Annotated in this window: 28 protein-coding genes and 1 riboswitch; of the genes, 21 read left to right on the top strand and 7 right to left on the bottom strand. The window is 42.5% G+C overall.

The features are described from left to right. Nucleotides 1-98: 98 nt before the first annotated feature. On the top strand, nucleotides 99-1022 hold the full coding sequence (locus MHH89_RS07930; RefSeq protein ID WP_341086778.1) for a ketopantoate reductase family protein: 924 nt from the start codon (nucleotides 99-101) through the stop codon (nucleotides 1020-1022). A gap of 34 nt (nucleotides 1023-1056) precedes the next feature. Further along, on the top strand, nucleotides 1057-1470 hold the full coding sequence (locus tag MHH89_RS07925; protein ID WP_076217738.1) for a VOC family protein: 414 nt from the start codon (nucleotides 1057-1059) through the stop codon (nucleotides 1468-1470). A gap of 196 nt (nucleotides 1471-1666) precedes the next feature. Here the strand turns inward: MHH89_RS07925 and MHH89_RS07920 are convergent, their stop codons facing one another. Continuing rightward, a complete protein-coding gene (locus tag MHH89_RS07920) occupies nucleotides 1667-2059 on the bottom strand; it encodes a hypothetical protein (protein ID WP_076184390.1) in 393 nt (130 codons plus the stop codon). 186 nt (nucleotides 2060-2245) lie between these two features. On the opposite strand from MHH89_RS07920, the gene MHH89_RS07915 reads away from it, so the two are divergent. Then, nucleotides 2246-3118 carry a GNAT family N-acetyltransferase gene (locus MHH89_RS07915; RefSeq protein ID WP_339248782.1) on the top strand — a complete coding sequence of 291 codons (873 nt, stop codon included), beginning with the start codon at nucleotides 2246-2248 and terminating at the stop codon, nucleotides 3116-3118. A gap of 121 nt (nucleotides 3119-3239) precedes the next feature. Here the strand turns inward: MHH89_RS07915 and MHH89_RS07910 are convergent, their stop codons facing one another. Further along, nucleotides 3240-3407, bottom strand: a complete 168-nt coding sequence (locus tag MHH89_RS07910; protein WP_175618918.1) for a hypothetical protein — start codon at nucleotides 3405-3407, stop codon at nucleotides 3240-3242. A gap of 220 nt (nucleotides 3408-3627) precedes the next feature. Beyond that, nucleotides 3628-4086, bottom strand: a complete 459-nt coding sequence (locus MHH89_RS07905) for an Hsp20/alpha crystallin family protein (RefSeq protein WP_076126722.1) — start codon at nucleotides 4084-4086, stop codon at nucleotides 3628-3630. 114 nt (nucleotides 4087-4200) lie between these two features. On the opposite strand from MHH89_RS07905, the gene MHH89_RS07900 reads away from it, so the two are divergent. From MHH89_RS07900 to MHH89_RS07880, 5 genes are read left to right on the top strand one after another with little or no spacing between them, the layout of a single operon-like run. Next, nucleotides 4201-4425 (top strand): spore germination protein, encoded by a 225-nt coding sequence (locus MHH89_RS07900; protein ID WP_036687577.1) that lies wholly within the window; start codon nucleotides 4201-4203, stop codon nucleotides 4423-4425. Between the two features lie 13 nt (nucleotides 4426-4438). Continuing rightward, a complete protein-coding gene (locus tag MHH89_RS07895) occupies nucleotides 4439-4666 on the top strand; it encodes a spore germination protein GerPB (RefSeq protein WP_341086775.1) in 228 nt (75 codons plus the stop codon). 42 nt (nucleotides 4667-4708) lie between these two features. Continuing rightward, on the top strand, nucleotides 4709-5323 hold the full coding sequence (gene gerPC, locus MHH89_RS07890) for a spore germination protein GerPC (protein ID WP_076126719.1): 615 nt from the start codon (nucleotides 4709-4711) through the stop codon (nucleotides 5321-5323). Then, the gene (locus tag MHH89_RS07885) at nucleotides 5301-5477 is read left to right on the top strand and encodes a spore gernimation protein GerPD (RefSeq protein WP_111504304.1); all 177 of its coding nucleotides are present in this window, start codon (nucleotides 5301-5303) and stop codon (nucleotides 5475-5477) included. The genes gerPC and MHH89_RS07885 overlap by 23 nt, the downstream gene beginning before the upstream one ends. Before the next feature lie 3 nt (nucleotides 5478-5480). Further along, on the top strand, nucleotides 5481-5864 hold the full coding sequence (locus MHH89_RS07880) for a hypothetical protein (RefSeq protein ID WP_341086773.1): 384 nt from the start codon (nucleotides 5481-5483) through the stop codon (nucleotides 5862-5864). Between the two features lie 6 nt (nucleotides 5865-5870). On the opposite strand, the gene MHH89_RS07875 is transcribed toward MHH89_RS07880, so the two are convergent. The 3 genes from MHH89_RS07875 to MHH89_RS07865 all read right to left on the bottom strand — a co-directional run bounded on the left by MHH89_RS07875 (nucleotide 5871) and on the right by MHH89_RS07865 (nucleotide 9851). After that, the gene (locus tag MHH89_RS07875; protein WP_341086771.1) at nucleotides 5871-7184 is read right to left on the bottom strand and encodes a PQQ-binding-like beta-propeller repeat protein; all 1314 of its coding nucleotides are present in this window, start codon (nucleotides 7182-7184) and stop codon (nucleotides 5871-5873) included. Between the two features lie 189 nt (nucleotides 7185-7373). After that, nucleotides 7374-8330, bottom strand: a complete 957-nt coding sequence (locus MHH89_RS07870; RefSeq protein ID WP_076126713.1) for an alpha/beta hydrolase — start codon at nucleotides 8328-8330, stop codon at nucleotides 7374-7376. Nucleotides 8331-8528: 198 nt separating this feature from the next. After that, nucleotides 8529-9851, bottom strand: a complete 1323-nt coding sequence (locus MHH89_RS07865; protein WP_076184385.1) for an APC family permease — start codon at nucleotides 9849-9851, stop codon at nucleotides 8529-8531. Between the two features lie 128 nt (nucleotides 9852-9979). On the opposite strand from MHH89_RS07865, the gene MHH89_RS07860 reads away from it, so the two are divergent. From MHH89_RS07860 to MHH89_RS07850, 3 genes are all read left to right on the top strand, one after another. Then, entirely contained in the window at nucleotides 9980-10882 is a 903-nt protein-coding gene (locus tag MHH89_RS07860; RefSeq protein ID WP_076126709.1) for a LysR family transcriptional regulator, read from the top strand. A gap of 28 nt (nucleotides 10883-10910) precedes the next feature. Then, entirely contained in the window at nucleotides 10911-11816 is a 906-nt protein-coding gene (locus MHH89_RS07855) for a tyrosine-type recombinase/integrase (RefSeq protein WP_076106781.1), read from the top strand. Nucleotides 11817-11928: 112 nt separating this feature from the next. Further along, entirely contained in the window at nucleotides 11929-12900 is a 972-nt protein-coding gene (locus MHH89_RS07850; protein WP_248548697.1) for a glycoside hydrolase family 113, read from the top strand. A 191-nt stretch (nucleotides 12901-13091) separates the two neighbouring features. Here the strand turns inward: MHH89_RS07850 and MHH89_RS07845 are convergent, their stop codons facing one another. Then, entirely contained in the window at nucleotides 13092-14015 is a 924-nt protein-coding gene (locus MHH89_RS07845) for an L-lactate dehydrogenase (protein WP_036687562.1), read from the bottom strand. 172 nt (nucleotides 14016-14187) lie between these two features. Here MHH89_RS07845 and MHH89_RS07840 point away from each other — a divergent pair, with 172 nt between their 5' ends. From MHH89_RS07840 to MHH89_RS07795, 10 genes are all read left to right on the top strand, one after another. Further along, nucleotides 14188-15570 carry an amino acid permease gene (locus MHH89_RS07840; protein ID WP_076126707.1) on the top strand — a complete coding sequence of 461 codons (1383 nt, stop codon included), beginning with the start codon at nucleotides 14188-14190 and terminating at the stop codon, nucleotides 15568-15570. A 30-nt stretch (nucleotides 15571-15600) separates the two neighbouring features. Beyond that, the gene (locus MHH89_RS07835) at nucleotides 15601-16890 is read left to right on the top strand and encodes a VPS10 domain-containing protein (RefSeq protein ID WP_081387523.1); all 1290 of its coding nucleotides are present in this window, start codon (nucleotides 15601-15603) and stop codon (nucleotides 16888-16890) included. Between the two features lie 223 nt (nucleotides 16891-17113). Then, on the top strand, nucleotides 17114-17290 hold the full coding sequence (locus MHH89_RS07830; RefSeq protein ID WP_169744776.1) for a hypothetical protein: 177 nt from the start codon (nucleotides 17114-17116) through the stop codon (nucleotides 17288-17290). 194 nt (nucleotides 17291-17484) lie between these two features. Then, a complete protein-coding gene (locus MHH89_RS07825) occupies nucleotides 17485-17877 on the top strand; it encodes a DUF2500 domain-containing protein (RefSeq protein WP_076190442.1) in 393 nt (130 codons plus the stop codon). Between the two features lie 702 nt (nucleotides 17878-18579). Then, a complete protein-coding gene (locus tag MHH89_RS07820) occupies nucleotides 18580-19011 on the top strand; it encodes a cell wall hydrolase (RefSeq protein WP_076126705.1) in 432 nt (143 codons plus the stop codon). Nucleotides 19012-19154: 143 nt separating this feature from the next. After that, a complete protein-coding gene (gerQ, locus tag MHH89_RS07815; RefSeq protein ID WP_341086768.1) occupies nucleotides 19155-19619 on the top strand; it encodes a spore coat protein GerQ in 465 nt (154 codons plus the stop codon). Between the two features lie 314 nt (nucleotides 19620-19933). Next, on the top strand, nucleotides 19934-21250 hold the full coding sequence (locus tag MHH89_RS07810; RefSeq protein ID WP_036687555.1) for a hemolysin family protein: 1317 nt from the start codon (nucleotides 19934-19936) through the stop codon (nucleotides 21248-21250). A 161-nt stretch (nucleotides 21251-21411) separates the two neighbouring features. Next, nucleotides 21412-22164 carry a DsbA family protein gene (locus MHH89_RS07805; protein ID WP_081386224.1) on the top strand — a complete coding sequence of 251 codons (753 nt, stop codon included), beginning with the start codon at nucleotides 21412-21414 and terminating at the stop codon, nucleotides 22162-22164. Continuing rightward, nucleotides 22161-22625, top strand: a complete 465-nt coding sequence (locus tag MHH89_RS07800) for a disulfide oxidoreductase (protein ID WP_076126701.1) — start codon at nucleotides 22161-22163, stop codon at nucleotides 22623-22625. The genes MHH89_RS07805 and MHH89_RS07800 overlap by 4 nt, the downstream gene beginning before the upstream one ends. A gap of 194 nt (nucleotides 22626-22819) precedes the next feature. Then, nucleotides 22820-22979: riboswitch (cyclic di-AMP (ydaO/yuaA leader) on the top strand. Between the two features lie 124 nt (nucleotides 22980-23103). Then, nucleotides 23104-24921, top strand: a complete 1818-nt coding sequence (locus MHH89_RS07795) for an APC family permease (protein WP_076126699.1) — start codon at nucleotides 23104-23106, stop codon at nucleotides 24919-24921. The last annotated feature ends 94 nt before the right edge of the window (nucleotides 24922-25015 follow it).

Genomic DNA, 25015 nt, shown 5'->3' with positions numbered 1-25015 from the left:
GATACTTGACTCTTTTTTTGCCATTCGGACCTGTTTAGCGGATAAGCTAAGCGGTCTTTTTATTTGTTAAAAATTAGGTGAAAAAAGGGGAGACTTACATGCGTTTTCTATTCGTGGGTGCAGGAGCTATTGGTGGTTATTTTGGAGGACGTCTGGTTCAAAAAGGGGAAGATGTAACTTTTCTAGTCCGTTCTACTAAACAAAAGCAGTTAGAAGATGAGGGTCTGGCAATAAAAAGTGTGCATGGTGACTTTCAGACTCCCGTTAGGACGATTACATATGGGGAGAAGGCAGCGCATTTTGACTGTATTATTATTGCAGTGAAGGCCTATCATTTGCCTCAGGTGATGATGGATCTTACCCCTTTCGTCGGTGAACATACTATGATTCTCCCGCTCCTTAATGGGTATAAACATTTTGGTATTTTGCAGCAGCATTTTGGAGCAGAAAAGGTACTGGGTGGTCTTTGTTATATCGAGACAACGTTAGGTTCTAATGGAGCTATCATACAAAGTAGTTCTTTTCATAGTATTGTGTTTGGTGAATGGGCGGGTGGGGAGTCAGAACGAACGCAGAAACTTCTCAGTCATTTGGATAAAGCAGGATTCACTGTGATACTAAGCTCTGATATTCAGCACGAAGTGTGGCAGAAATATATATTCGTAGCTAGTTTAAGCGGGATTACAACTTTAATGGATAGCTCGGTTGGACCCATTTTAGCCTCATCTACAGCGCGTACTATTTATGAACAGCTTCTGAATGAGATCGTGAGTATAGCGCAAAGTGCAGGTATGCCTGTTGGAGCAGATATGGTGACTGCCACGATGCAAAAGATGGATTCGGTGCTACCCGAATTTACTTCCTCTATGCATAGGGATATGCTAAAACATCTGCCAGTGGAAGCTGAGCATCTGCATGGTGCACTTTTGGCGATGGCTGTATCTGGTCAAGTTGTGTATCCTATTCTCGAAACCGTATATGCCCGTTTGAAAGTATACGAAAGCGTTAATGATATGAGATGATCTGTATAAAATTACTTTAAGGAGCTGGACGATTATGAAGGAACTGAATCAAAAGATAATGACATTTCTAATGTTCGAAGGAAAGGCTGAAGAAGCTATGAATTTCTATACTTCTTTATTTGATCACTCCGAAATCATCAGTATTAAACGTTATGGAGCAAATGAAGCAGGCCCTGAAGGGAGTGTCATGCAGGCTACTTTTTCATTACATGGACAAGTTTTTATGTGTATAGATAGCTACGTGAAGCATGGATTCACCTTTACTCCAGCGGTATCCTTATATGTGAATTGTGAAAGTGAAGCCGAAATTGACCGCGTCTATGCAGCATTATCCCAGGGTGGACAGGTGCTCATGCCACTAGGCGAATATCCATTCAGTTCGAAATTTGGCTGGGTAGCGGATCAATTTGGTGTGTCATGGCAATTAAATCTTTCGGGGAATGTATAATCGATTGATGTGTTGCACGGTCAGATAATATTCTGTATCACAAGGGGCCGAGTTCGTCTGTAAAATGACGTACTCGGCCCCTTAGTGTTCAGGCAGCGGAAAGGTCTGAGGAATCTTCTGATTTTAAATTACGATTGCAGCCCGCTTATGACTAATGAAGAAATTAGCTGTATATTAGCAATTAAAGCAACAGCTGTTAATTACATTGCTGAACAACGGTTGTGCGTTCATTAGTAATCGTGACTTTGGAATGACCTGATAAATATTCGGTATAACCGCACACGGTTTGTTCTTTAGACTGTCCGTTAGAGTTGGTATATCGAAGATATATAGCACCTTCACCATTTAAACTCAATTTTGGTTTGAATTTTTTCTTTTGTCCTGCTTTTATTGGACTTGTATACAATTTCTTTGAATCCGCACGAATTAATCCTACTTCGATAGAGCTAATATCAACATCAGATTGATTATCTACGATGACTGAGAAGCTTTTAAACGGACTCAGAAGATTTGATATCGTCCCAACACCAAGAGCAACTCCACAAGTAATCAGAAATATCGTAATCCCTATAAAAAATCGTTTTCTCATCCTTCAGTCCCCCTATATAAGTAAGACAGGGGTTACTTAAAAAATGTTACAACAAGGAGAAGTTAGTTATAAAAATTCATTACCAAATCAAGCGTGGACTTGCATGTTATTATAAATATATTCCATATTAATGATTTGAAAAGGGGTTTTGTATTGACTACTATCCGTCATTTCGAACAAGGTGACATGCCATTACTTGGTGAACTTTATAACACAGTATCTTCAAAGGGGAATGTTGTTTTTTGGTGGGTTGGCACAGAGGAAAATTGGGAAAATGTATATTGCGCTTTCGAGGACGGTAAAATGGTGGCCAAAGGTCAAGTGAGCATCATCAATATTGTTCCGCCCGGCCGTTCCAAGGATAGCAGACATTCGATCTACCTGAACTTAAAAACAATACCAGAACGTGAAGGCGATTATGATTTATTAGAAAAAGTTTATCAGTCACTCTTATTAAGAGCACTCGAATTAAAAGAAACGTTATCAAAGGATTACAAAACCACTCTATGTGTAGGGAACGATTCGGCAGAAGTCTTGAATACTCAATTTTTCGAAAAAGTGAAGGGCTTCTCTCATTATAATAGCTTATTTAAGATGAAACACAATCTAAGTGATGGCTTGTCTGAACCCACTCTGGCTAAGGAACTTGAATTCGCAACCTGGAATATGGAGACGCCTGAAGAAGACGAGCATTATTTGGAATTAGAAGCTGAGATTTGGCCGGAAACTCCGCTAGGGAAAGAACGGTTAGCTGAATTTAAACAAAATCCGCTCTGGACATCACTTGTTGTTCGAGAAGGGGAGAAGGTTGCGGGTAGCTTAATGGTCTGGCAGGAAGAGAAGGGTGGCTACATCGAAAATGTATTTGTACTTGAGCCATGGAGAAGATCCGGAATTGCTAAGTACATGCTTTTTCAAGCATTAAGCTATTTTAGAACCCACGGACTGGAAGAGGCATGTCTGATGGTGCTTACGGAAAATGATTCTGCATTACGGCTATATGAATCTGTCGGATTCATTCTAACGAATGAGGAAAGACGCTATCGGATTGAACTATAAAAGTTTTTGAAAGTGAAGGATTACCAAGCAAAGTGCGATAGCTTTTTTGTCGAGCTTAGGTTCGAGGCTAAGGTCGCACTTTATTTGGTAACCCGTTCTGTGAATTATCTGCTAAATGCTTTCATACCTTTTGCTTCCCATCACATTTCTTACATACATTAAGCTTTTCACCTGAAATGCCTTTCCCGAAGTACAACAGCTTAATACGTGTGCTGCCACAGATCGGACATGTTCCTCTAGCCCGGGATGGAATGCGCCAAAGTGCTTTGCCGCGTTTGTTTTTAGACATAATTTGCCCCCACCTTTACTCTTGATACTCCATCTTATGACCAAGAAGAACTTAAAGTTCGAAGAGCGAAAAGAATAGAAAATCGGATGAAAAAGGGGCAAAAAACACCCTCAAAAAACAGCGTATAACTTAAATTATACGCTGTTTTGATTTTGAGGCGTTTTTTTAGGGGGAATGGGGCACTTGGACGAGTAAAACAGGTGGATTTTAAAGGAATATTTTATAAATAACGGATGTCGATGTCTTTGAATCTTCCCGCTGACATTTTAGGCATTCTGAATTGCAGGGAACCTTGTTTATAAGTGCCTCTGCTCTGATCTGGAATGACGGGAACTGGCAACTGAATAATCTCGCTATGATCTTTTCCTAAACCTGTTAATTTAATTTGTGTGCGATTGATTTGTGCCCATATACTTTCGGGGTGAATTCCGTTTGGAATACGAATTTTGGTAATCAGGTGATTATGAGTGTCGATATGCTCAAAACTTAAACTTGTGGTTTCGTTCATAAATGAAGAGGAGGTCGCTGCAGTTGCTTCACGGATTACTTTTTCGACATACCCGTCAATTTGGTTAGGATCCAACTTCCACTGCTCTTCAAGAGCTTTCAAGGATAACTTTTTCTTAAAAAAGGGATCTTCATTCATCCAATCTAAAGGGTTCGTCTTATTGGGACTCATAGCTCTGCGCCTCCTACGGTTTTTATCCATTGTATGGGCGTTTGACTTATTCAGTGACATCTGGGCGAATATCTACATAGAATAGCTTATCATTCCGAAAGGAGGAGTGGTTTGGTGGTTTCAATCATCGGCAATATTAAAATCAATAGCGTAGGCCCCAGCTCCACAGTCTTAGTAGGAAATACGGCATCCGTTATCCTGAGCAGCAACTCTAAAATTTATGCCGGTGCCAACTCCTTCTCCATAGGTGACTCTATAGGTACGAATATAACGAATAATGCGGCCAGCAGTACAAATACGATGGATTCAGATGTGGTGGATCAAGTATCACCTCCTTAAGGGTGGGGTTTAAATGAACATTACGGTATATCAATGCATATCGATCTATAATCTAAAAATCGGCACGATCTCTAATTCCTCGGTTCTTCAGGTAGGGACATCGGGACGAATCATTACTTTGTCTCATAATTATGAGACCTCTGGAGCTCCATCATCGGCTCCAACGACTCCAGTGGAAAAAATGGCTTCACCCCTTGTATCCTTACCGCCAGCGGCGGAACTATATGCACATCTGAATTAGGCTCTTTGTCCCCGCATACAATAAACCATAGGAGGGGGTTGTATGCATCCGTATTACGCTCAGCAGGTTTTTAATACACTAAGATTGCAAGCGGAGAAGATTCAACAGTTAGAGAAGCAGCTTCGCGATTTGCAAGGCGATGTAGACAGCATAAAGAACAATAAATCTGCAAGTATAGGACCTATCAATTATCATTTTGAACAATTAAAAATCGAAAAGCTGGAAGGCACTTTAAATATAGGCATTACACCGAATGAGGGAAACAATCTGGATGAAGCGATGATCAACGGTAAACCTATAGGGGAGCGGGAGGATGGTACAACTGCCTTATCGGATCAGATTCGCCCACAGATTTTGAAGTATGTGCAAGAAGAGGTTCCCTCGCAATTTTCACGTTTAGAAAAAGAGAAGAATTTAAGCATTGATGAGCAATATATCCAAATGGTGACTCAGGATCTGCTGAATCAAATGGATGGACGGATTAACGAGTATGTAAACCAACTCCCTGCCACAGAAGAAGGGCGTGGATACACTGATGAGGAATGCGCTTCTATTGTAGAGCAAATCAAACGAGATATCGTTATGGCAGTAGAGCGGCATTTGGAAATAAATATAACCGGAAGGCGGGAGACGAATGAAGATAACGGTGATCAATAGAGATATTAGTGTCAATGCAGTGAAAGTCGTTTCGATCTCGGGTTCATCAGTATTTTTAGTAGGGGATACTCAATCCATTCATTGCTCCTCGGCGTTTGACAGCGTAATAGAATATACTCAGAGTGCTCCAGATCAAGTCAAAAAAGGCAGTTAACCTATGCACACCTCACGCATACAAGATGTTTATATCAACAATCTGTCCGACAGTTCTATTTTTATATGTGGATCTGTAAACCGGGTTCAATCTAAATTCCTGGGAAGCAAGGAGAATTATCTTTTTAACATAAAGGAGATTAATAATCACACGAAAGAAACTACACTCATAGATATTCCTATCCCTGTATGGACAAACCAAGGGAATGAAGCGGATGAATTTGTGATATTAAAGGATTCCGTGGAAACAACGATTAATATACAATATATTAAAATTCTTTCGATCGGGACTGGCACGACCTTCCAGATTGGAAACAGCGGGTCAGTTCATCTGGAGAGTCGAACCAGTGAGTTTAAACGAGAAGTGGCTGCAAAAAATGAGGAGTAACAACAACTATTTTAATTCTTTTGGCAGGGAAATCGCGAATATATCGTGCTCCGTCTGGATGTAGAGAATACCATTCGCACTAAATAGTGTGCCGTATTGTTGTGCTCCGGTCTTTACTTTGCCAAGCGCTTTGCCTGTTTCTGCATTTATGATATAGAAGTAGCCATTCTCATAGCCAGCGTAAATCCCCTTACCCAGAAATTGAACGCTAAGCGCGGGACTGTCCGGACCGTTGAAGCTTATAATGCGATTATCGTTCATTTGAACGCCAGTGATCTGTGCATCCTTTTGGAAAAAAGCCATGTTATTTACTGGACCAGCCACCCAATTTCCGTACTCCTCATAACTTTTGGGTTCACTCGCTGTTTCTTGACCTAAGGTAAAGCGGTATAGTGGATGACCACCCCATTGGTCTAAACCTCCATCGACTGTATATAGATACGAGCCTTGAAGTGATGTAAAATAATTACCGAGTCTACTGACATCTTCGAGCGGTTTGTAGTTCTTATTGGTCTTCGCTTTTCCAGTTTTAACATCTACATGTATCAAGGTCAACTGATAGCCTTTAAGAGGCTCGTTAGAGGCATCATTTGCAGCATTGGCTTGTTCGCGGAGTAATAATTCACCATCCCGGTAAGCAACAAAGCTATAAAATCCCTGAATTCTCCATAACTTCTTGCCTGTAGCCGGATCGAGTCCGAAAAACTGTGTGCGTCTATTATCAACGGTACTGGATACTACCAATACCCCGTTATAAAGACCGTCGATACTTCCTACATACATAGGGATGTCTTTATTCTCCCAGATCTTTTTACCAGTAACCGGATGATAAGCTGCAATTCCACCATGCTCGTTCCGGAAGTATATCACTCCGTTAACTAACTCCGCGAAAGCACCGATCTCGATCGGATCTTTGGCAGCCTTAACCTTCCAAAGCAATTTCCCCGTTTGAGCATTAACTTTTACAAGATAACCCTCATAAGTGATAAAGAAAACCGAGTTATTCGTTATAATCTCAGGATTTGTTCCGTTTTTGTAGGACCATTTAACTTTGCCTGTAGTGAGATCGGCGGCCTTTAGTGTCCCGCCTGATGAATAATAGAATAATTTATTTGCAATAGGAGCCTGTTGGCTATAAATTCCTTGACCATCTGCCTTGTCGTGCCATAAGGGTTTAATTGTGGTGATAGAGTCGACGGTTGTTGAAGAGGAGGCAGGAGTTGTTACTGCTGCTTGAGCACTAGACAAGTATATACCAGTTCCAGATACGAGCAAGGAGGAAGATATAACGGTCTTTAGGATAAACGGTACATATTTCACGATTTTAGCTCCTTATACATCATTTATAATATATTGACGCAGAGAATGGATATTTGTTTCTCAATTGTAAAAATACACTTGTTAACATAATAAATATTATGTTAACAATAAAAAGCGAATCAGTTTCGCACAAGAATTCTTGTGGGAACCAATTCGCCTAGTAAAGGAATATGTCAATAGTTGATTTGTTTAGAAACCTTCACGAAGCCATGTTGTCGCTAACTTGATAGCTCCTTTTTTAGCATGAGTCTCGGCTAAAGGATTCAGCATGACAAAATCATGAATGATGCCTTGAAAGCGGACAGCCGTAACATTCACGCCAGCTTCCCGCAATTTGGCGGCATAAGCTTCACCCTCATCCCGTAGCACATCTGCTTCACCAGTAATGACCAGTGCATCTGGTAAATCCCGCAGCTGTTCTAGGCTAGCCCGAAGAGGGGAGGCCGTGATTTGATTACGTTCCTCAGGGTCAGTAGTATATTGATCCCAGAACCATTTCATGCCGTCCCGCTGCAAGAAATAGCCTTCGGCGAACTCATGATAGGATTCAGTATCAAACGAGGCATCCGTTACCGGATAGAATAGTAGTTGTTTCGCTATCATCGGCCCACTCCGTTCTTTAGCCATTAGAGTAATAGCAGCGGCCATATTCCCACCTACACTGTCTCCGGCTATAGAAAGCTTGCTAGTATCTAATCCGTGCTCGCTTCCTTTTTCAGCTGTCCACTGGAGTACTGCATAGATTTCTTCAATAGCTGTAGGATATTTAGCTTCTGGGGAGAGGCTGTAATTTGGGAAAACAATTGCGGCCTCCGCTCCGACAGCTAGTTCACGGATCAGGCGATCATGGGTATGAGCATTCCCAAACACCCAGCCTGCGCCATGAATGTACAGGATAACAGGCAGCGACGCTGATGAGGAGCTTGGGGGACGAACGATTCTTATGAAAACATCACCGTTAGGTCCACCTGGCACCATTAGATCTTCAATATCAACTTCAGGTTTATATATCTCACTGGATTGTACGCTATCTACCGTTTCACGGCCTTTTTCTGGCCCAAGGTCAGGTAGAAAGGGAGGTTTCGCATTATCATCGGCAAATTTTTGAGCAGCTGGCTCAAGAATAATCTTAGTTTTGTTTGGCATGATTTATCGTCTCCTTTGACTGGTCATAGTCTAGTATACCCTCTTCATTCCATAACCATCTAAGCAGCTGCTGAAACGAATGCCCGTTTAGGACTAGTTAGAGATTTGACGCTATTTGCACATTTATCGCCTATTGAGCACGGTTTCGGACACCAGTACAACTATTCCTTAAGGAGAAGTTCAAACGCAGTTAGAGCCTTACAACACCTTTTGTTGTTCCTTATGCATTTCAGGACCAATCTCTTCAGTGACACGTATCCTCTGTTTACGCTTATTACGGATAATCCAAACGAATACCAAAGTAATGAGTAGCGGATAGCCTATCGCCCAGCCCGTAAAAGGAAACACAGCAGCTGTTGCTAAAAAAGAAATCCAGCTTATCGTCACACCTAAGCGACTTCCTTTGAGCAGACGTATTCCTGCAGCACAACCTCCGATATAAGTCAGGATAAAAGTAGCATTCGGAAACTGGATCAGAGTGGTGATGGAGAGGGACCCGCTGCCATACAGCGTCATCACCGATACAAAACAGAGCAGAAGAAAAGCTATGCCACCGATAGGGGTATGATACTGTTTGGATATTTTACCCATCCATTTCGGCGCAGAGCCTTGGCGGGATAAAGCATAAGCCACACGTGAGGCAGCTCCTGCATAGGCAATAATTGTGGCTGTACAGATGAACAGACCGGTAAGTCCGGCAATAAATCCTCCCCAGCGCCCAAGAGGCTGACTAATAATCCAGACGAGTGAAGTGCTTGATCCACCTTTGAGGTAGCTTTGTGTACCAACAGTTGCTAGTGCGGAGAGAAAATATAGAATCCCTACTATAATAGCGGCGATAGTTACTCCTTTAACGGCGGCACGCTGTGGGTCCTTGAACTCCTCAGATAGGTGTGAGACAGCCTCCCAGCCAATAAAACACCAGAATAAGATTGCAGCAGCCTGGCCAATGCTCATCCATCCATGTGGGATAAAGGGAGTGAAGTGTTCGACTTCCATACGGGGCAGTGCAGTAGCAAAGGAGAAGACCAGCACAGCAACAATCGCTATAACTACCGCTATTTGTACCTTTCCAGCTACCTGCATACCAATCCAGTTCGTAATCAGGCCAATGACCAACATAATAGCGGCAATAGTAATTCTTGCAGATTCGTCCCAGCCCATAGCGGCGGTCATATAACCAGCTCCAGTCAGTGCAGCAACAGGTGCGCCAATCGGAACGGACATCAGAAAAAACCATCCTACCAGTGAGCCAGCTTTTGGACCAAAAGCAAGCGTTACAAAATGGGACACGCCTCCAGCGTTAGGGAATTTAGCAGAGAGCAGACCCATTGATAAGGCCATCGGCAAAATCAGCAACGACATAAATCCCCACGCCAGTAATGAAGCGGGACCCGCCATTTCTGCAGCTAAACCAGGAACAATTAAGACCCCAGAACCCAACACAGCCCCGATGTAAAGGGCAATAGCCTGAGGCATGCCAATGTTTTTTTGTAAAGTGTTTGAACCGGATTCCTTCATGTTTTTTTATCCTGCTTTCCTTGTCTTTTGTTCTAGAGTAGCAGATAATAGATCCATTGGAAAAACAGAATTTTTGAATAGTATCCATTCGATATTCCGATGGTTCATTTTCATTTAGGGGGAAATTCATGGAGTCACGTCATCTTTTTACCTTTTTAGTGGTAGTGGAGACGGGCAGTTTTACTAGAGCAGCACAGAAGCTTGATTATGCACAGTCCAGTATTACTGCACAAATCCAAGCACTAGAGTCTGAAATTGGCCAGCCATTATTTGATCGGATCAGTAAAAAGATTATCCTAACCGACGCAGGGCGTCGGTTGCTCCCGTTCGCTCAAGAAATATCCAGAATGCACACTTTAGCAGAGGACGCGTTACGTTCGGATAGTGAGCTTACGGGTTCTTTACGGATTGGGGCTCCTGAATCTCTAGCTGCTTTTCGCTTACCAGGTATTATTAAGGAGTTTCGCGCTAAATATCCGAAGGTGCAAATTCTTCTGAAGCCTGGAGCTTGCTGGGAACTATCAGATTTTGTGCGTTCGGGTGAACTGGATTTAGCGTTCTTGTTGCAACCTGAGACGGAAGATAAAGATTTAAATATAGAAACATTAGTACATGAGCCGATGACGCTGATCGCAGCGACAGATCATCCCTTATTAAACCTTGCTGAGGTAGAACCCCTTCATTTAAAAGGAGTGACCATACTTCATACCGAAACGGGCTGTTCCTACCGGACTTTATTTGAACGGCATTTGAACAGTTACGGTGTTTTTCCTGACCCCACGTTAGAGTTTTGGAGCATCGAGGCGATAAAGCAATGTGTGATGGCTGATCTTGGCATTGCCTTTCTTCCATTAATTACTGTAAAAAATGAACTCGCCGAAGGCAAACTTGCCAGGTTGAATTGGAATGATGAATCACAGCGTGTGGCGACGCAGATCGCCTATCATCATAAGAAATGGAAATCGCCCGTACTGACGGAGTTCTTACTTGCGATACAAAAACATGCTGAGCAATGGAGAAGTCTAATATAGATCAACGTTAACAAGGAGGCTCTAAGGCATGAATGAGTGGTGTGAAGACTACGAAGAAGGGCTGGAGGCCTTTCTCATCTGGATGAAGGATGCCGGGTACACTCCCTATACGCAAAAATCCTATTTAGTAGATGTGAAACAATTTTTAGACAGCCTGAATGGTAAAAAGCTTGAGACGGTGAAGAAGCTGCATGTCATTTCTTTTTTGACCTCTGTCCGCGAACGTGGAGTGAGTGATGCGACCCGTAACCGGAAGCATGCTGCGATTAACTGTTTTTTCAAGGCATTGATCGAGCTGGAATTACTTCAGAACAACCCGGCAGCCGGGATTAAGAAATCCAAAACGGAGATCAATCGTGAGCCGGTCTATTTAGATGAAAGTGATCTGGGGCGGTTTTTATCTTCTATAGATGGTAAATACAAAAAGCGCAATTTAGCAGTTTTTTTGTTGATGTCCTATATGGGGCTTCGGGTGGGGGAAGTCCACACACTGAATTTGAGTGACTATAATGTAGAAAGACATTCTCTCCGTGTGTTTGGGAAGGGGCGTAAATGGCGTAATGTGCCGGTTCCCGAGGATGTAGTGCCTTTTCTGGATTCTGCGTTAGCAGAAAGGTTAGATCCTTGGCGCAGTAAAGAGGAAGCGATGTTCATTTCACAAAAAGGACGCAGGTTGTCGATCCGCGGCATTCAGCAAATTGCAGCAGATACCTTTGATCGTTTCCAAAGGGATGTGCCAGCAGCACAGCGACGTCCGTATTCAAGTCATAAGCTCCGACATTCCTTTGCAACCATGCTGCTGAGAAAAGGGGCAGATCTGCGCACTGTACAGGAACTGCTTGGTCACTCCTCGATCCAGACTACAACCGTATACACACATATTACCAGTCGTGAGAAGGAAGAGGCTATGTCTAAATTGCAAATCCAGCTGTGATAGAAAAGAAAGAAACCTCCTTAGAAAATCGATAACAAAAAATAACTTGTTATTATAACGGTATTGATTTATTCTAACAGTTATTAAGAGTTTTTTATAGGAGGTCCTAATCGTGAAGGATGTATTTCTAAAAGGGATGACTTATGGCTGGGGATCAAAACGAGGTGAATACCGTACAGAATATGCAGAAGATTCGATGAGAAAGCTGGCGGAGACAGGAAGTGAATGGATCGCCTTATCTTTTTGGACATGGCAAGACACAGTGCATTCAACAGAAATTCATTATGATTACGGTTACACGGTGACAGATCGTGATCTCGCACATGCGGTACAACTGGCAAAACAGCTTGGTCTTAAAGTTTGTCTTAAACCGGTTGTGAATTCGAGGGATGGCATTTGGAGAGCTAGGATTGGATTTCCGGAAGAGGGAGAGATTTATTGGGCAGCATGGTTCCGTTCTTATACAAATTTCATTAAACACTATGCAGAGTTGGCGGAAGATCTTGAATGTGAGATGTTCTGTATCGGCTGCGAAATGGTAGGCACAGAGTCTAGAACTGCGGAATGGAGACAATTGATTCAAGAGGTCACCAATCTTTATACAGGGCCGATCATTTATAATGCCAATCATGGCAAAGAAGAAGGAATCGAGTGGCTGGATGAGGTGGATTTTATCGGAACCAGCGCTTATTATCCGGTAGCTTCCGTGCCGGGAGATTCTTATGAGAATATGCTGGCAGGTTGGGAGCGGCAGAAACCGCGGCTTAAGTCACTTTCTGAGCGATTTGGCAAGCCTCTCGTATTCATCGAGATTGGATGCCGAAGTGCGCATGGATGTGCCACCATGCCATGGGACTTTACATACACAGACTTACCGTATTCAGAAGATGAACAAGCCAACTTCTATCGGTCAGCGCTGGAAGCATTCTGGAATGAACCTTGGTTTGCCGGTTACTTCTGGTGGGACTGGAGCACGAAATTATATGCCTTGGAAGAGGCTTCCATTGACCGTGGTTTTGATATTTATGGCAAAAAAGCCGAACAAGTTCTCAAAGAATATTACAAGCAGCCTATCACTAAATAAATTGATAAAAAAGATCCGGAATTTCAGGTGAGCCTGGCCTGCTAAAGGATCTTTTTGTCATTGGCAGGCTAAGTTAATTCGTGTTATATTAAAAACCGTCCTTTTCATAGTGGAGGCAACGCTCCACGCATAAAAAGGACGGTTTCTTGTGTCTTTTGTATTCAAAAAAGGCTGTTTCCAGCCATATACGCTTACAATTCTAGCTTAGCTATTTCTGCTTTTAGCTTCTCAGCGGATTTCTGGAATAAAGCCTGTTCGGTTTCATTGAGTGGGAGGTCCAGTACCTGCCGAACACCCGAGCGGTCTACTACGCAAGGTGCACCGAGATAGACATCCGAAACCCCGTTATAGTTATTTAATAAAGTAGAAACATTCAACACGGCGCCTTCATTATGAAGAATGGAGACTACAATTCGGTCCAGTGCAAGAGCTATTGCATAAGAGGTTGAGCCTTTGGCATCAATAATTTCATAGGCTGCATTCTTGGTATCTTGGAAGATTTCTTCGCGTTCTGCTTCGTCAAAACCAAGATCAATCCCAGCTACATTCGCAAGACTCCAAACCGGAAGCTCTGAATCTCCATGTTCACCGATGATCTGTCCGTGAATACTGCGAGGATCGATTTCTTTGTGAAGACCGATCAAATAACGAAAACGAGCACTATCAAGTACCGTACCAGAACCAATTACACGTCTGCGGTCAAACCCACTTATTTTCAAAGTCGCGTAAGACAGAATATCTACAGGGTTAGTTGCAATAAGTAGAATGGCATGTTGGTTATACTTTGTAATTTTTTCAATGATATCTTTAAAAATCGAAATATTTTTACGAAGCAGATCTATCCGGGTTTCTCCCGGTTTTTGTGATGCACCGGCAGTGACTATAATGATATCTGCTTCACGGCAGTCTTCATAAGTACCAGCCCATAACTTCACACCACCGACAAAAGGCATGCCGTGATTCATATCCAGTGCTTCGCCAAGTGCTTTCTGATGATTAACGTCAATAAGTACGAGTTCGGGCATACGTCTACGTAACAATAATGTATAGGCTGTAGTTGTACCAACTGCTCCAGTACCGATAACTACGACCCGATTGGGTTTTGGGGGGGCCATGTCTCCATCTCCTTAATATTTCAAATTTTTGGTTTCAATCTTGTCCATCATAATCGTTAACGGTAGTGTTTTCAAGCTGATCTTATTTAATGCATTACCCTAATTAAGGCCATACTAAAATGTGATTTTTATTTCATTATCTTAGCAAGACTAGACAGGAGAGAATGTAAGGATGGATTTATTTCGTAAAAAGGCTCTACACATACCCACAAGTTCTGAGGGGACGCAGTTAAACAAGACGTTGGGTGCCCTGGATCTAACAATGCTTGGGGTAGGAGCCATTATCGGCACAGGTATTTTTGTAATGACAGGAGTTGCCGCAGCAGAACATGCAGGTCCTGGTCTTATAATTTCTTTTTTACTAGCGGCGTTTGCCTGTGTGCTCTCGGCATTATGTTATTCGGAATTTGCTTCGACCATTCCTGTTTCCGGGAGTGCTTATGCTTATAGTTATGTAGCCTTTGGAGAACTATTAGCTTGGATCTTAGGCTGGGATCTTGTCTTGGAATACGGAGTTGCCGCAGCGGCTGTAAGCAGCGGTTGGTCAGGGTATTTTCAGGGGTTATTAGAGGGCTTTGGGATACATCTTCCAACCGCACTATCGGGGGCTTATAATGCAGAAGCGGGTACAATAATAAATCTGCCTGCAGTAATCATCATTTTGTTAATTTCCTATTTACTGACTCGGGGAACCAAAGAAACGGCACGCTTTAACGCAATCATGGTTTTTATCAAAATAGCAGTGGTGCTTCTATTTATCGTAACAGGATTTTTCTATGTGAAGCCAGAGAATTGGACTCCGTTTCTCCCTTTTGGGTACCATGGCGTGATCAATGGCGCGGCCACAGTGTTTTTTGCCTACATAGGTTTTGATGCGCTAGCAACCGCTGCTGAAGAGGTGAAAAGACCCCAACGCGATTTGCCGATTGGAATTATTTCATCCCTTGCTATCTGTACTGTCTTGTACGTTCTTGTCTCACTCGTATTAACGGGTATTGTTCCATATACTGATCTCAATGTTAGTGATCCTGTATCTTATGCGCTTCGCTTTGTAAATCAGGATATGATTGCCGGTCTGATCTCTGTTGGAGCCATTGCGGGAATGACTACGGTACTGCTCGTGATGTTATTCGGTCAAACTCGGCTGTTATTTGCCATCTCACGTGATGGCCTACTGCCCATAAGTTTATCTAAGATTAATGCTAAAACACAGGTACCTGTACGAAGCACATGGATGGTAGGTATCTTAATAGCTGTGTTAACGGGTTTCATCCCACTGGACCGGTTGGCAAATCTGACAAGCATAGGAACATTGTTTGCCTTTTTTGTAGTGTCTTTAGGGGTAATCGCGCTTAGATATATTCATCCGGATTTAAAAAGAGGGTTCAGAGTTCCTTGGGTACCTTTCATTCCGCTGTTAAGTGCGGCAACTTGTGGTATTTTGATGTATAATCTAGGAAGTGAGACTTGGATTGGTTTTCTAATTTGGACAGTTGTTGGACTTCTAATCTATGCACTATATGGCTATCGTAATAGTAATTTGAATCATAAATAAGATTCAATCCATCCGAGAGGAGAGAGGTTATTGGCATCTAAGATTGCTGGATTGAAGGGAATAAGATTAATATTGATGCTGATTTTGTTAGCGTGGGTGGTCACGGCTTGTTCATCTCCTCCCCCGGAACCTACTCAGCAGCCCCAGCCGACAGAGGCACCTGAAGAAGGTCAGACGATAACCCTGATTACTCCAGACGCCAATCATATTGACAATGATAGCGCTCCGAAATATCAAATTCAGACTCGTCTTACAGATTTTCAGCTGCTTAGTGAAAGTGAGGGTCTGGCCTGGGGGGTTACCAAAAACGAACTCCGGTTGTACTTGACCCGGGATAACGGAGCAACTTGGGCTAATATTTCACCAGCACCAAATGTGCAGTTCCTCTCCAATCCTGTGTATGGGAAGGGGATTTTCTTCACGGATCCATCTCATGGTTGGATTATAAGAAGTGCTTTTGGCTCGACAGAAACGATTGTGCTGCGAACCACAGATGGTGGCCAAAGCTGGAAAATCTCATCTTTAGGAGATGTGAATACAGTATCCTCTGTATATTTCAACTCACCCAGAAAGGGTTGGCTGATGACCTCATGGAACGCTTCTTCCAATAAAGAGAACAAGGCACTTTTTTCAACGACAGACGGTGGGGCCACTTGGGAAGAAGTGATGCAGAATGAGCAATACAATCCGAATTTCCCAAATGATTCGATACCGTTTGCCGGGGTCACCACTGGAATGATTTTTCGCAATAGTACACATGGATTTGTGACACTACAGACAGGTGCTCTTCCCAAAATCTTTATGACAAAAGATGGCGGTAAGAGCTGGAGCCTCGGGCCAGCTTTTCTAGTTAACGAACGTTTAGAAGATTGTGACCGAGTAATTACTGGCAAACCGGAGTTCTTCGATGCTAGTAAGTCTACTGGTTGGATGTCTGTTGGCTGTCAAAAGGATAAAGAAAAAACGATCACTTACCATGGATATTTTACAGCTAACGGCGGCGCTAATTGGAAATTCGCTTCCTTTGGATTGAACGCACAAGCTGGTGTTAATCGTCTAATTGCTCCGACTTTTTTGAATTCACAGATCGGTTGGACCATACTCGGCGACACCCTTTACCATACGATTGATCAAGGAGCGACCTGGTTACCGCTTAAAGAGAGCAGTGTACTGCGATCTAAGCTTTTGGAATATCCGGAGATTGTAAAGCTACAGTTTTTTTCCACTGAGGTGGGGTGGCTTTTGATTGAGAAAAAAGAGGACAAGCGCTCGATACTGTTACAGACTACGAATGGTGGTATCAGCTGGCGTGTAATGTAATAAGGAATAAGAACCTGCCTGATGGTAGGTTCTTTTGTTGTTAGCAGAGTGGGGGTTTATTGTTGTTTGTGAATGATTGAATATAAGGAAAAAACTTATTTAAAATTTTCTTTATAAATGTGAAAAAAATCACATGACATTTAAAGAATCCTGTGATATATTTAACACATAGAAAACAAGTTCAAATTTTCACAAACTCAGACATCGAATAGGAGAGATTACAATGAAAACATTCGAAACAGATTATATGACAAGAAACCTTTTGCAACTTTGCTACAACTGTGATGACGCTCATCTTTGTGAAACTGAAGAACAATGCAGAGCTTGCTGGGCTGAGAATGGAATGTTAGACGATCAGACGGACGAAACTAAGAAATTGCTAGACCTAGTTCATGCTTAATTTAATAACTGAAAACTCTGTATAGAGACCACTCGAATTCTTGATTTCTAAGAAAACGAAGTGGTCTTTTTTGCATCTAGTCTCACTTATTTAATGCTTTCTGGACTAGATGAGGCATATACATGTACAGAAGTACCCAGAACGCAGCAATTAGGCTGAATAACAAGAGGAAGAAGGGGGAAACTGTCATGGGAATGGGCCCGGATCTTTCATGGATGTTTGATTTTGCCGGAACGGTGATGCCGATCTTTATCGTTGTTATGATTGGTATTCTTGCTATATCAGCAGGCAGGGGCTTGCTTCAATGGGGCAGGAACAATGGCTCCCCCATACTAACAATCCCTGCGCATATCGTTAGCAAACGGACTGAAGTACGACAGCAGCAGCTTCAGGAAGAGAATGGCTCAACTCGTACAAGTACAACTTACTACTTAACGTACGAGCTGGAGGGCGGTAGTCGCATGGAATTTAAAGTAGATGGCCATGAATATGGCTTGAGTGCTGAAGGCGATAGAGGAATGCTTACTTATCAAGGAACCAGATATCATGGATTCCAACGACAGGCACAATACTCAACTGCGGAGTAGTCATATGTATTAAATCAAAACAGCGATCCTCATGCTCATGGTGGATCGCTGTTTTGCGTTTTGGTTATGTACCATTCAAGCTCATTGATCCTGTAGCTCTCAAAGCTAACTGATCCCGTAGCTCTCAAAGCTAACTGTAGGTGCGATCATCTATTAAGTGTCAGATCTTCATTACCCTCTCACCTTGCGGACCCAGATGACGTTATTTGCAAATTCACAGTCTTTTGAGCCTAGTTTCGGACTCCAATGCAGCTATTCAGTAGAAAGAGGCTTATAATCGGTGCTTTGCGGGCCAATAGGGGCTTTGGGGTCCGTTAGAATCCGAAAAGTGGATTAATATCGCGAATAAGGTCAGCTGTGTCCGATAGCGCCTTCTGAGCGGGTGCTGACGTTGACGCAGTTGCTAACAAGAAAATTGATCTAACGTGGACATTGTTGCTAACACCGAGCCCGATTCCAGCACCGTTCGACGCTACCACCGACGTGGACTCTGATGCTGCCACCGACCCCGACTCTGACGCTTTAGCGCGGACATACGCAGCTTAGAGTGTCGCTAAAGGGGATTTGCTGAGTGGTTAAAAGGAAAGATCCCTACTCTAAAAAATAGGCGGGAACTGTCACCTCTTAGGCGAATGCACATACTATACAGCATGCAGTTAAGAACGAGGTTGCTACAAGAAGTGACCCCAAGGAGGAGACAGCGTGGCCGTCATCAAAACGAACTCGGAAGATGTGAAGGTGCTGGCGCGGTTGATGAGAGCGGAAGCTGAGGAAGATGGAGATCTCGGCATGCTCATGGTCGGCAATGTTGGCGTCAACCGGATTCTTGGCAATTGCTTGGACTTTAATAACATTCGGAATGTGAATGATATGGTCTATCAAAGTCCTGGAGGTTTCGAAGCGCCGCAGAAGGGATACTTCTACCAGCGAGCCAGAGAAGCAGATATCCGTCTAGCCAAACGTGTAATTGCTGGTGAAAGAACCTGGCCAGCTACCAATGCTTTGTGGTTCTTCAGACCCGCAGGTGATTGTCCTGCAACCTGGTATAACCAACAAAACACAGGCCGCTTTAAAGCCCATTGCTTCTTTACTCCGACCGGAGAAGATTGCCCGACTGTATTTATCGGCAATTAGGATGGTAACTGTGCAAAGAGAATTACTCAATAAAATGAGTAATTCTCACAGAAGTAAGTGTGATTTCAATTGTGTCCAAATGTAAGTTTCATTAGTGTCCAAAGGAGCTTATGCTCTGATAAACATTTAGGAGGTTTCAGTAAATGATCGTTCAACCTTACCGCCCCGTAACTTATACCATCGGTAGTGTCTCTTCTTCAGGTATGCCAATGTCTTCCGGAATGCCGATGTCATCAGGAATGCAAGGCATGGGCAGCATGCCACCCCAAGTAAGCAGTGGCAGTCCAATGACTCCAGGGGGAGTAGTAGTTCAAAATCCACCACAATCGTTCGAACAATCCTACATTGAGAATATTTTCCGCCTGAATTTAGGAAAAGTAGGTACGTTTTATTTTACTTATGAGAACAATAAAGACTGGAATGCCAAAGTTTACAAGGGTGTGCTGGAAGCGGCAGGCCGTGACCACATTATTATCAGTGACCCTGCGACCGGCCAACGCACCGTCTTACTTATGATTTATTTTGATTATGCTACCTTCGATGAGCCCCTTACTTACCAATACCCAGGTGTAATTGGCAATCCTCCAACGATGAGAAATTGTCGCTAAATTTAACCTATCTTCGATGAGAAGAACTCCAACGCCAAAAGGTTAGGAGTTCTTTTTATTTGTGATGATTTTATGGAATAATCTTGATAATCATCGCCCATTTTTTTTCGAAAGGACACGCATGCTTGCGGTTTGCCCCAATATATTAATATAATAAAGTATATATTCAAAAACGTGATTCTAGACTGGAGATGAAACCATTGGGAAATTGATACTGAAAGGAACAAACGGCAAGCATTTTGCCAATACTCTGAAAAAACGAAGGAGGTGGGCCTATCCATCCATGTACGGAAAATGGTGGATAGGAGTATAAATTGAGCGACCCTTTACCCGGTATATTACATGTTGGTCTTATTATTTTGTTGGTATTGTTAAACGGATTTTTTGTTTCAGTCGAATATGCAATGGTGAAAGTACGAAGTGGTAGAATTGATACCCTGATTGAAGAAGGTAGTAAAAAAGCTTTTAATGCAAAAAGCATTGTCAGCAACCTGGATGGCTATCTCTCAGCCTGTCAGCTCGGCATTACATTGGCTTCGCTTGCATTAGGGTGGCTGGGTCAACCAGCTATAGCTAATCTTATCGGGCCTTTATTAGGAAGCATAGGTTTAGGAGAAACTGCTGTTAATGTTGTATCTTTGGTTATTGCTCTTATGTTCATTACTATCTTGCATATCGTATTAGGTGAGCTTGCACCTAAGACCATTGCTGTTAACAAGGCTGAATCTGTCCTTTTACTAACAGCAGGACCGATGAATGTATTTTACAAAATCATGTATCCAGTGATATGGATCGTTAATGGGCTGGCGCGTGGTTTACTGCAAATTTTCCGATTAGCCCCGGCTTCAGAGCTGGGAACGGCGCATACGGAAGAAGAAATTCGTATTATCATGCAGGAAAGTAACAAAAGCGGCTTTATCGATAATACTGAAATGGCGTTAGTTGACAATATTTTTGAATTTGTGGATACCATGGCTCGGGAGATCATGATTCCGCGGACAGAGATGATCTGTCTGAATAATCATGTTTCTGCTGAGGAGAACCTTGAGATTGCCTATGATGGCATGAGGACACGTTATCCCGTCTGTGACGGTGATAAGGATCATATTTTAGGCTTCATCCATATAAAGGACTTAATTAAGGATCGTCCACAAAGTTATCAGAAATTAATTCGTCCAATATTGACCGTGCCGGAATCCATTCAGATTAGTGCTTTGCTGAAAGTTATGCAGCGTGCGAAGACACAAATCGCCATATTGATCGATGAGTATGGGGGTACTTCAGGAATGGTGACACTGGAAGATATCATGGAGGAAATTGTTGGAGAAATTCAGGATGAATTTGATGAGGAACGTCCCGGTGTTGAGAAGCTTGGCGAGGATGAACACTCCATTGACGGTTTGATGCTTATTGAAGAGATTAATGATCTTTTAGGTCTTCATATGGAGACTGAGGATTACGATACGATAGGCGGCTGGCTGTATTCTAAATTGGAGGTTAATCCACCTCAAAAAGGGCAATCCGTAGAATTTGATGATCATCTATTTATTGTAGAAGAGACTGAGAATAAGCGAATTTCTCGAATTAAGCTATTGCGGTTACAGTTATTGAATGAAGAAGCTGGAGCTTAATGGAATTATATATTTTTAAAATAAGAGCAGCGTTTCTCCTTTTGGAGTTACGCTGTTTTTTTTGACCATACTGTTTGCCAAAAAGAGATTAATAATTATATAATTTTAAATGTATATGATAAAAACTACATTAGTCCCTAGAGGACAGAAAGGAATTCTCCTTGAGTAAACCTAAAAAAAGTCCAAATGTTCCCCAGTTGAGCAAACAAGAGAAACGACGGGTAGAACAGGAGCAACAGAAGCAGAAAACGAGAATTTTAGTTATTAGTTCAATAGCTGTAGTAGTTATCATTTTTGTTGGATTGTTTATGTTAGCTTCGAAAGATGCAGCAAAGAATGTCTCTACAGGAGAACCGGTAGAATTCAATTACAGTGAGCTACCTAGGATTGGTAATGAGGATGCACCTGTTAAGCTTGTTGAATTTGGTGATTTCAAATGTCCAGCTTGTTCCCAATTTGCTGGCTCCATGAAACCGAAAATTGTTCAAGATTTTGTCAACGAGGGAAAAGCAGCTCTTTACTTTGTAAATATGGCTTTCGTTGGTCCTGACTCTGAGACAGCTTCACTAGCTGCATTGTCTGTATACCATCAGAATAAGGATGAATTCTGGAAGTTCTATGATGCTGTGTATGCGCAGCAAGGGGATGAGAGCGTGGAATGGGCCACTGAGGATTTCTTGGTAAGCCTTGCTGAAAAAGAGAAATTAGCGATCGATTATGATCTGTTGCGTAAAGACATCCAAGAGAAAACTTATGCAGATGAGCTGAAGAAAGACATTCAGTTGGCAACTGACGCAGGCGTGACAACTACGCCTTCGCTCTACATTAATGGAGTGAAAACGGCTGAACCTTTCGATATTGAAGCGATTACATCTGAAATTAACACCGCCGCAAAAGCAGTGGAGGCAAAGTGACAAAATTCCTATCTTTTTGCAAGCGTAACTGCCTCTATCTGGCCTGGTTCGTCTCTTTGGTTGCTGTAGCTGGTAGCTTGTATTTAAGTGAAGTCTTGAAGTATGAACCTTGTAAGCTTTGCTGGTTTCAGCGGATTTTTATGTATCCGCAGTTATTTTTATTGGGAATTGCCACTTTCCGTGGAGATAAGCGCATCATTCCTTATGTGCTTCCATTAAGTTTGATTGGTGGCAGTATCTCAATCTATCATTATGCGGAACAGAAGATTCCAGCGTTAAGTAAAGTTCTACCTTGTACAGTTGGTGTTCCTTGTAATAAAGATTACTTGAACTACTTCGGATTTATAACGATTCCTTTGTTAGCTTTAATAGCGTTTGCTCTAATAAGTCTCCTTCTTTGGTATGGACGTAGGGAAGAAGAAGTGATTGAAGTAGATGCTGAGGAGAGCTTAGGATTTTAGTTTTTACTTTGGAAGGTACAAAAAAGCTGAAAAGGTATTAAAATCACGGGCTAGAGGGATAATTGAAGATAATGAAAGAGAGCATCCAATAAGACGCTATATTTGAGCTTATTGGATGTTTTTTCATTCTTTTTTCATTTTTTTCAACGCTTTACTGTAGGCACTTTGTAGACTAATATTAGACCTTGTGAGAAGTTGAATATGCGCTGAATTTTCTTAGGAAAAACGGGGGAACCAAACTTGGCATTCATGCCAATGGGGTGAATCGGAACCGGGTCGAACAGACCTCTACCGTAGGGCTATAACCACAGCCCGAATCCGCCAGCTAACCTCGTAAGCAAGGTGGGAAAATGACCATGCATAAGCATGCGGATCATTTCCGTATGCTTATTTTTGTGTCTGCATTTATGAAATCCACCGATGAAAACAGCGCACGGAAATTCCGTTTCAGCTCCCAAAGAAAGGAACTGTATCCACCATGGTAAGCAAGGTAAAACGACTATTGATCGGACGTCCGATGAAGTCGAATGAACTCGATCATGAAAAGTTATCCAAGGTTAAAGCACTGGCTGTTCTGTCTTCTGATGCGCTCTCGTCTGTAGCCTACGGAACGGAACAAATTCTGATTGTACTAGTGGCTGCCGGGTTTACTGCCATCTGGTATTCCCTGCCAATTGCATTAGCCGTATTGGGCCTGCTGGCCATCCTGATTTTATCCTATCGGCAGACGATTTTTGCTTATCCGCAAGGAGGCGGAGCTTATATCGTAGCCAAGAGTAATCTTGGTATTCCGACAGGGCTGCTCGCTGGGGGTTCATTATTGGTGGATTACATTCTTACCGTAGCGGTTAGTGCCTCGGCAGGGACGGATGCGATCACATCGGCTTTTCCAAGTCTTCATAATCATACTGTTCTCATCGCTGTATCTGTTATCGTTTTATTAACAATCATTAATCTTCGCGGAGTGACTGAATCGGCTTCATTTATCGCAATTCCAGTGTATTTGTTTGTGGTTTCGATTGTTGTTCTGATTATCTCCGGTATCGTTAAATATGCAATGGGTGGCGCGCATGCGAATGTTCCTGAAATAGGCAGCGCCGTATCTAATGTAAGTTTGTTTCTACTATTAAAAGCGTTTAGCTCTGGTTGTTCAGCCCTAACGGGGGTTGAGGCCGTATCTAATGCGATCCCAAACTTTAAAGCACCCGCTGAGAAGAATGCAGCCAAGACGCTAATGATCATGGGACTTATCCTTGGCTTTATGTTTACCGGAATCACTGTGCTGGCGTATTGGTATGGGATTGTGCCAGATGAAAAGGCTACGGTTGTCTCTCAGATCGCTGAATCGACCTTTGGCCGTGGCGGATTGTACTTTTTCATTCAAGGGATTACAGCAGTGATTTTGTTCTTGGCAGCTAATACAGCATATTCAGCGTTTCCGCTGCTTGCCTTTATGTTTGCAAAAGATAAATATCTGCCACATGCATTTATGGTCCGTGGTGACCGCCTTGGCTTCTCAAACGGCATTATTTTTCTAGGAGTTATGTCTATCATACTTGTGACTGCATTCCATGGGAATACGGAAGGTTTGATTCCACTATATGCGGTAGGCGTGTTCATTCCTTTTACCTTATCCCAACTGGGGATGATGGTGCATTGGATCAAAACAAGACCCGCTGGATGGGTGAAAAGATTTGTAGTAAATACCATCGGTATGCTGACTACATTGACGATTACGCTTATATTTATCATTACTAAATTCTCGAGTGTATGGATGGCATTCATTTTCTTACCTGCTGTAATGTTCGTGTTCCACCGTATTCATAAGCACTATTTGAACACTGCGGATCAACTGCGTATATGTCCGGCTACGGATAAACCTGTAATTAAAGGAAGTACTGTAGTTGTTCCTGTTGCAGGGGTTACACGTGCTGTATTACATTCCATCAGCTATGCGAAGTCTCTAACAGATAATGTTGTTGCTGTGTATGTAGGCTTTGATGAAGAAGACATTCATAAGATGGAGCAACGGTGGGAGGAATGGAATCCAGGTGTACGCCTGATTGTACTTCGTTCCAGATATCGTAGTATCATTCGTCCGTTAGTGAAGTTTATCGATACGGTAGAGTGGAAGACCGCTGCGACGGATCACATCACGATTCTGATTCCACAGTTTATTACCAAACATTGGTGGCAAGCCGTGCTTCATAATCAGACCAGCTTTTTAATCCGCTCGTATCTAATGAATCAAAAGGACGTTGTAGTAGCGACTGTCCCGTATCATTTAAATAAATAAGTAGAAGATTAAAGATGAGGTTATATCCGGAACGTTCGGAATATAACCTCTTTTGTATTTTATATGAAGGAAATTGTTGCAAATCCACAGAATT

Origin of the sequence: Paenibacillus sp. FSL H7-0323, assembly GCF_038002725.1 — a bacterium.
Classification (GTDB): domain Bacteria; phylum Bacillota; class Bacilli; order Paenibacillales; family Paenibacillaceae; genus Paenibacillus_AQ; species Paenibacillus_AQ odorifer.
The sequence above is the reverse complement of the archived record's forward strand: the minus strand, read 5'-3'. Positions and strand labels throughout refer to the sequence as shown.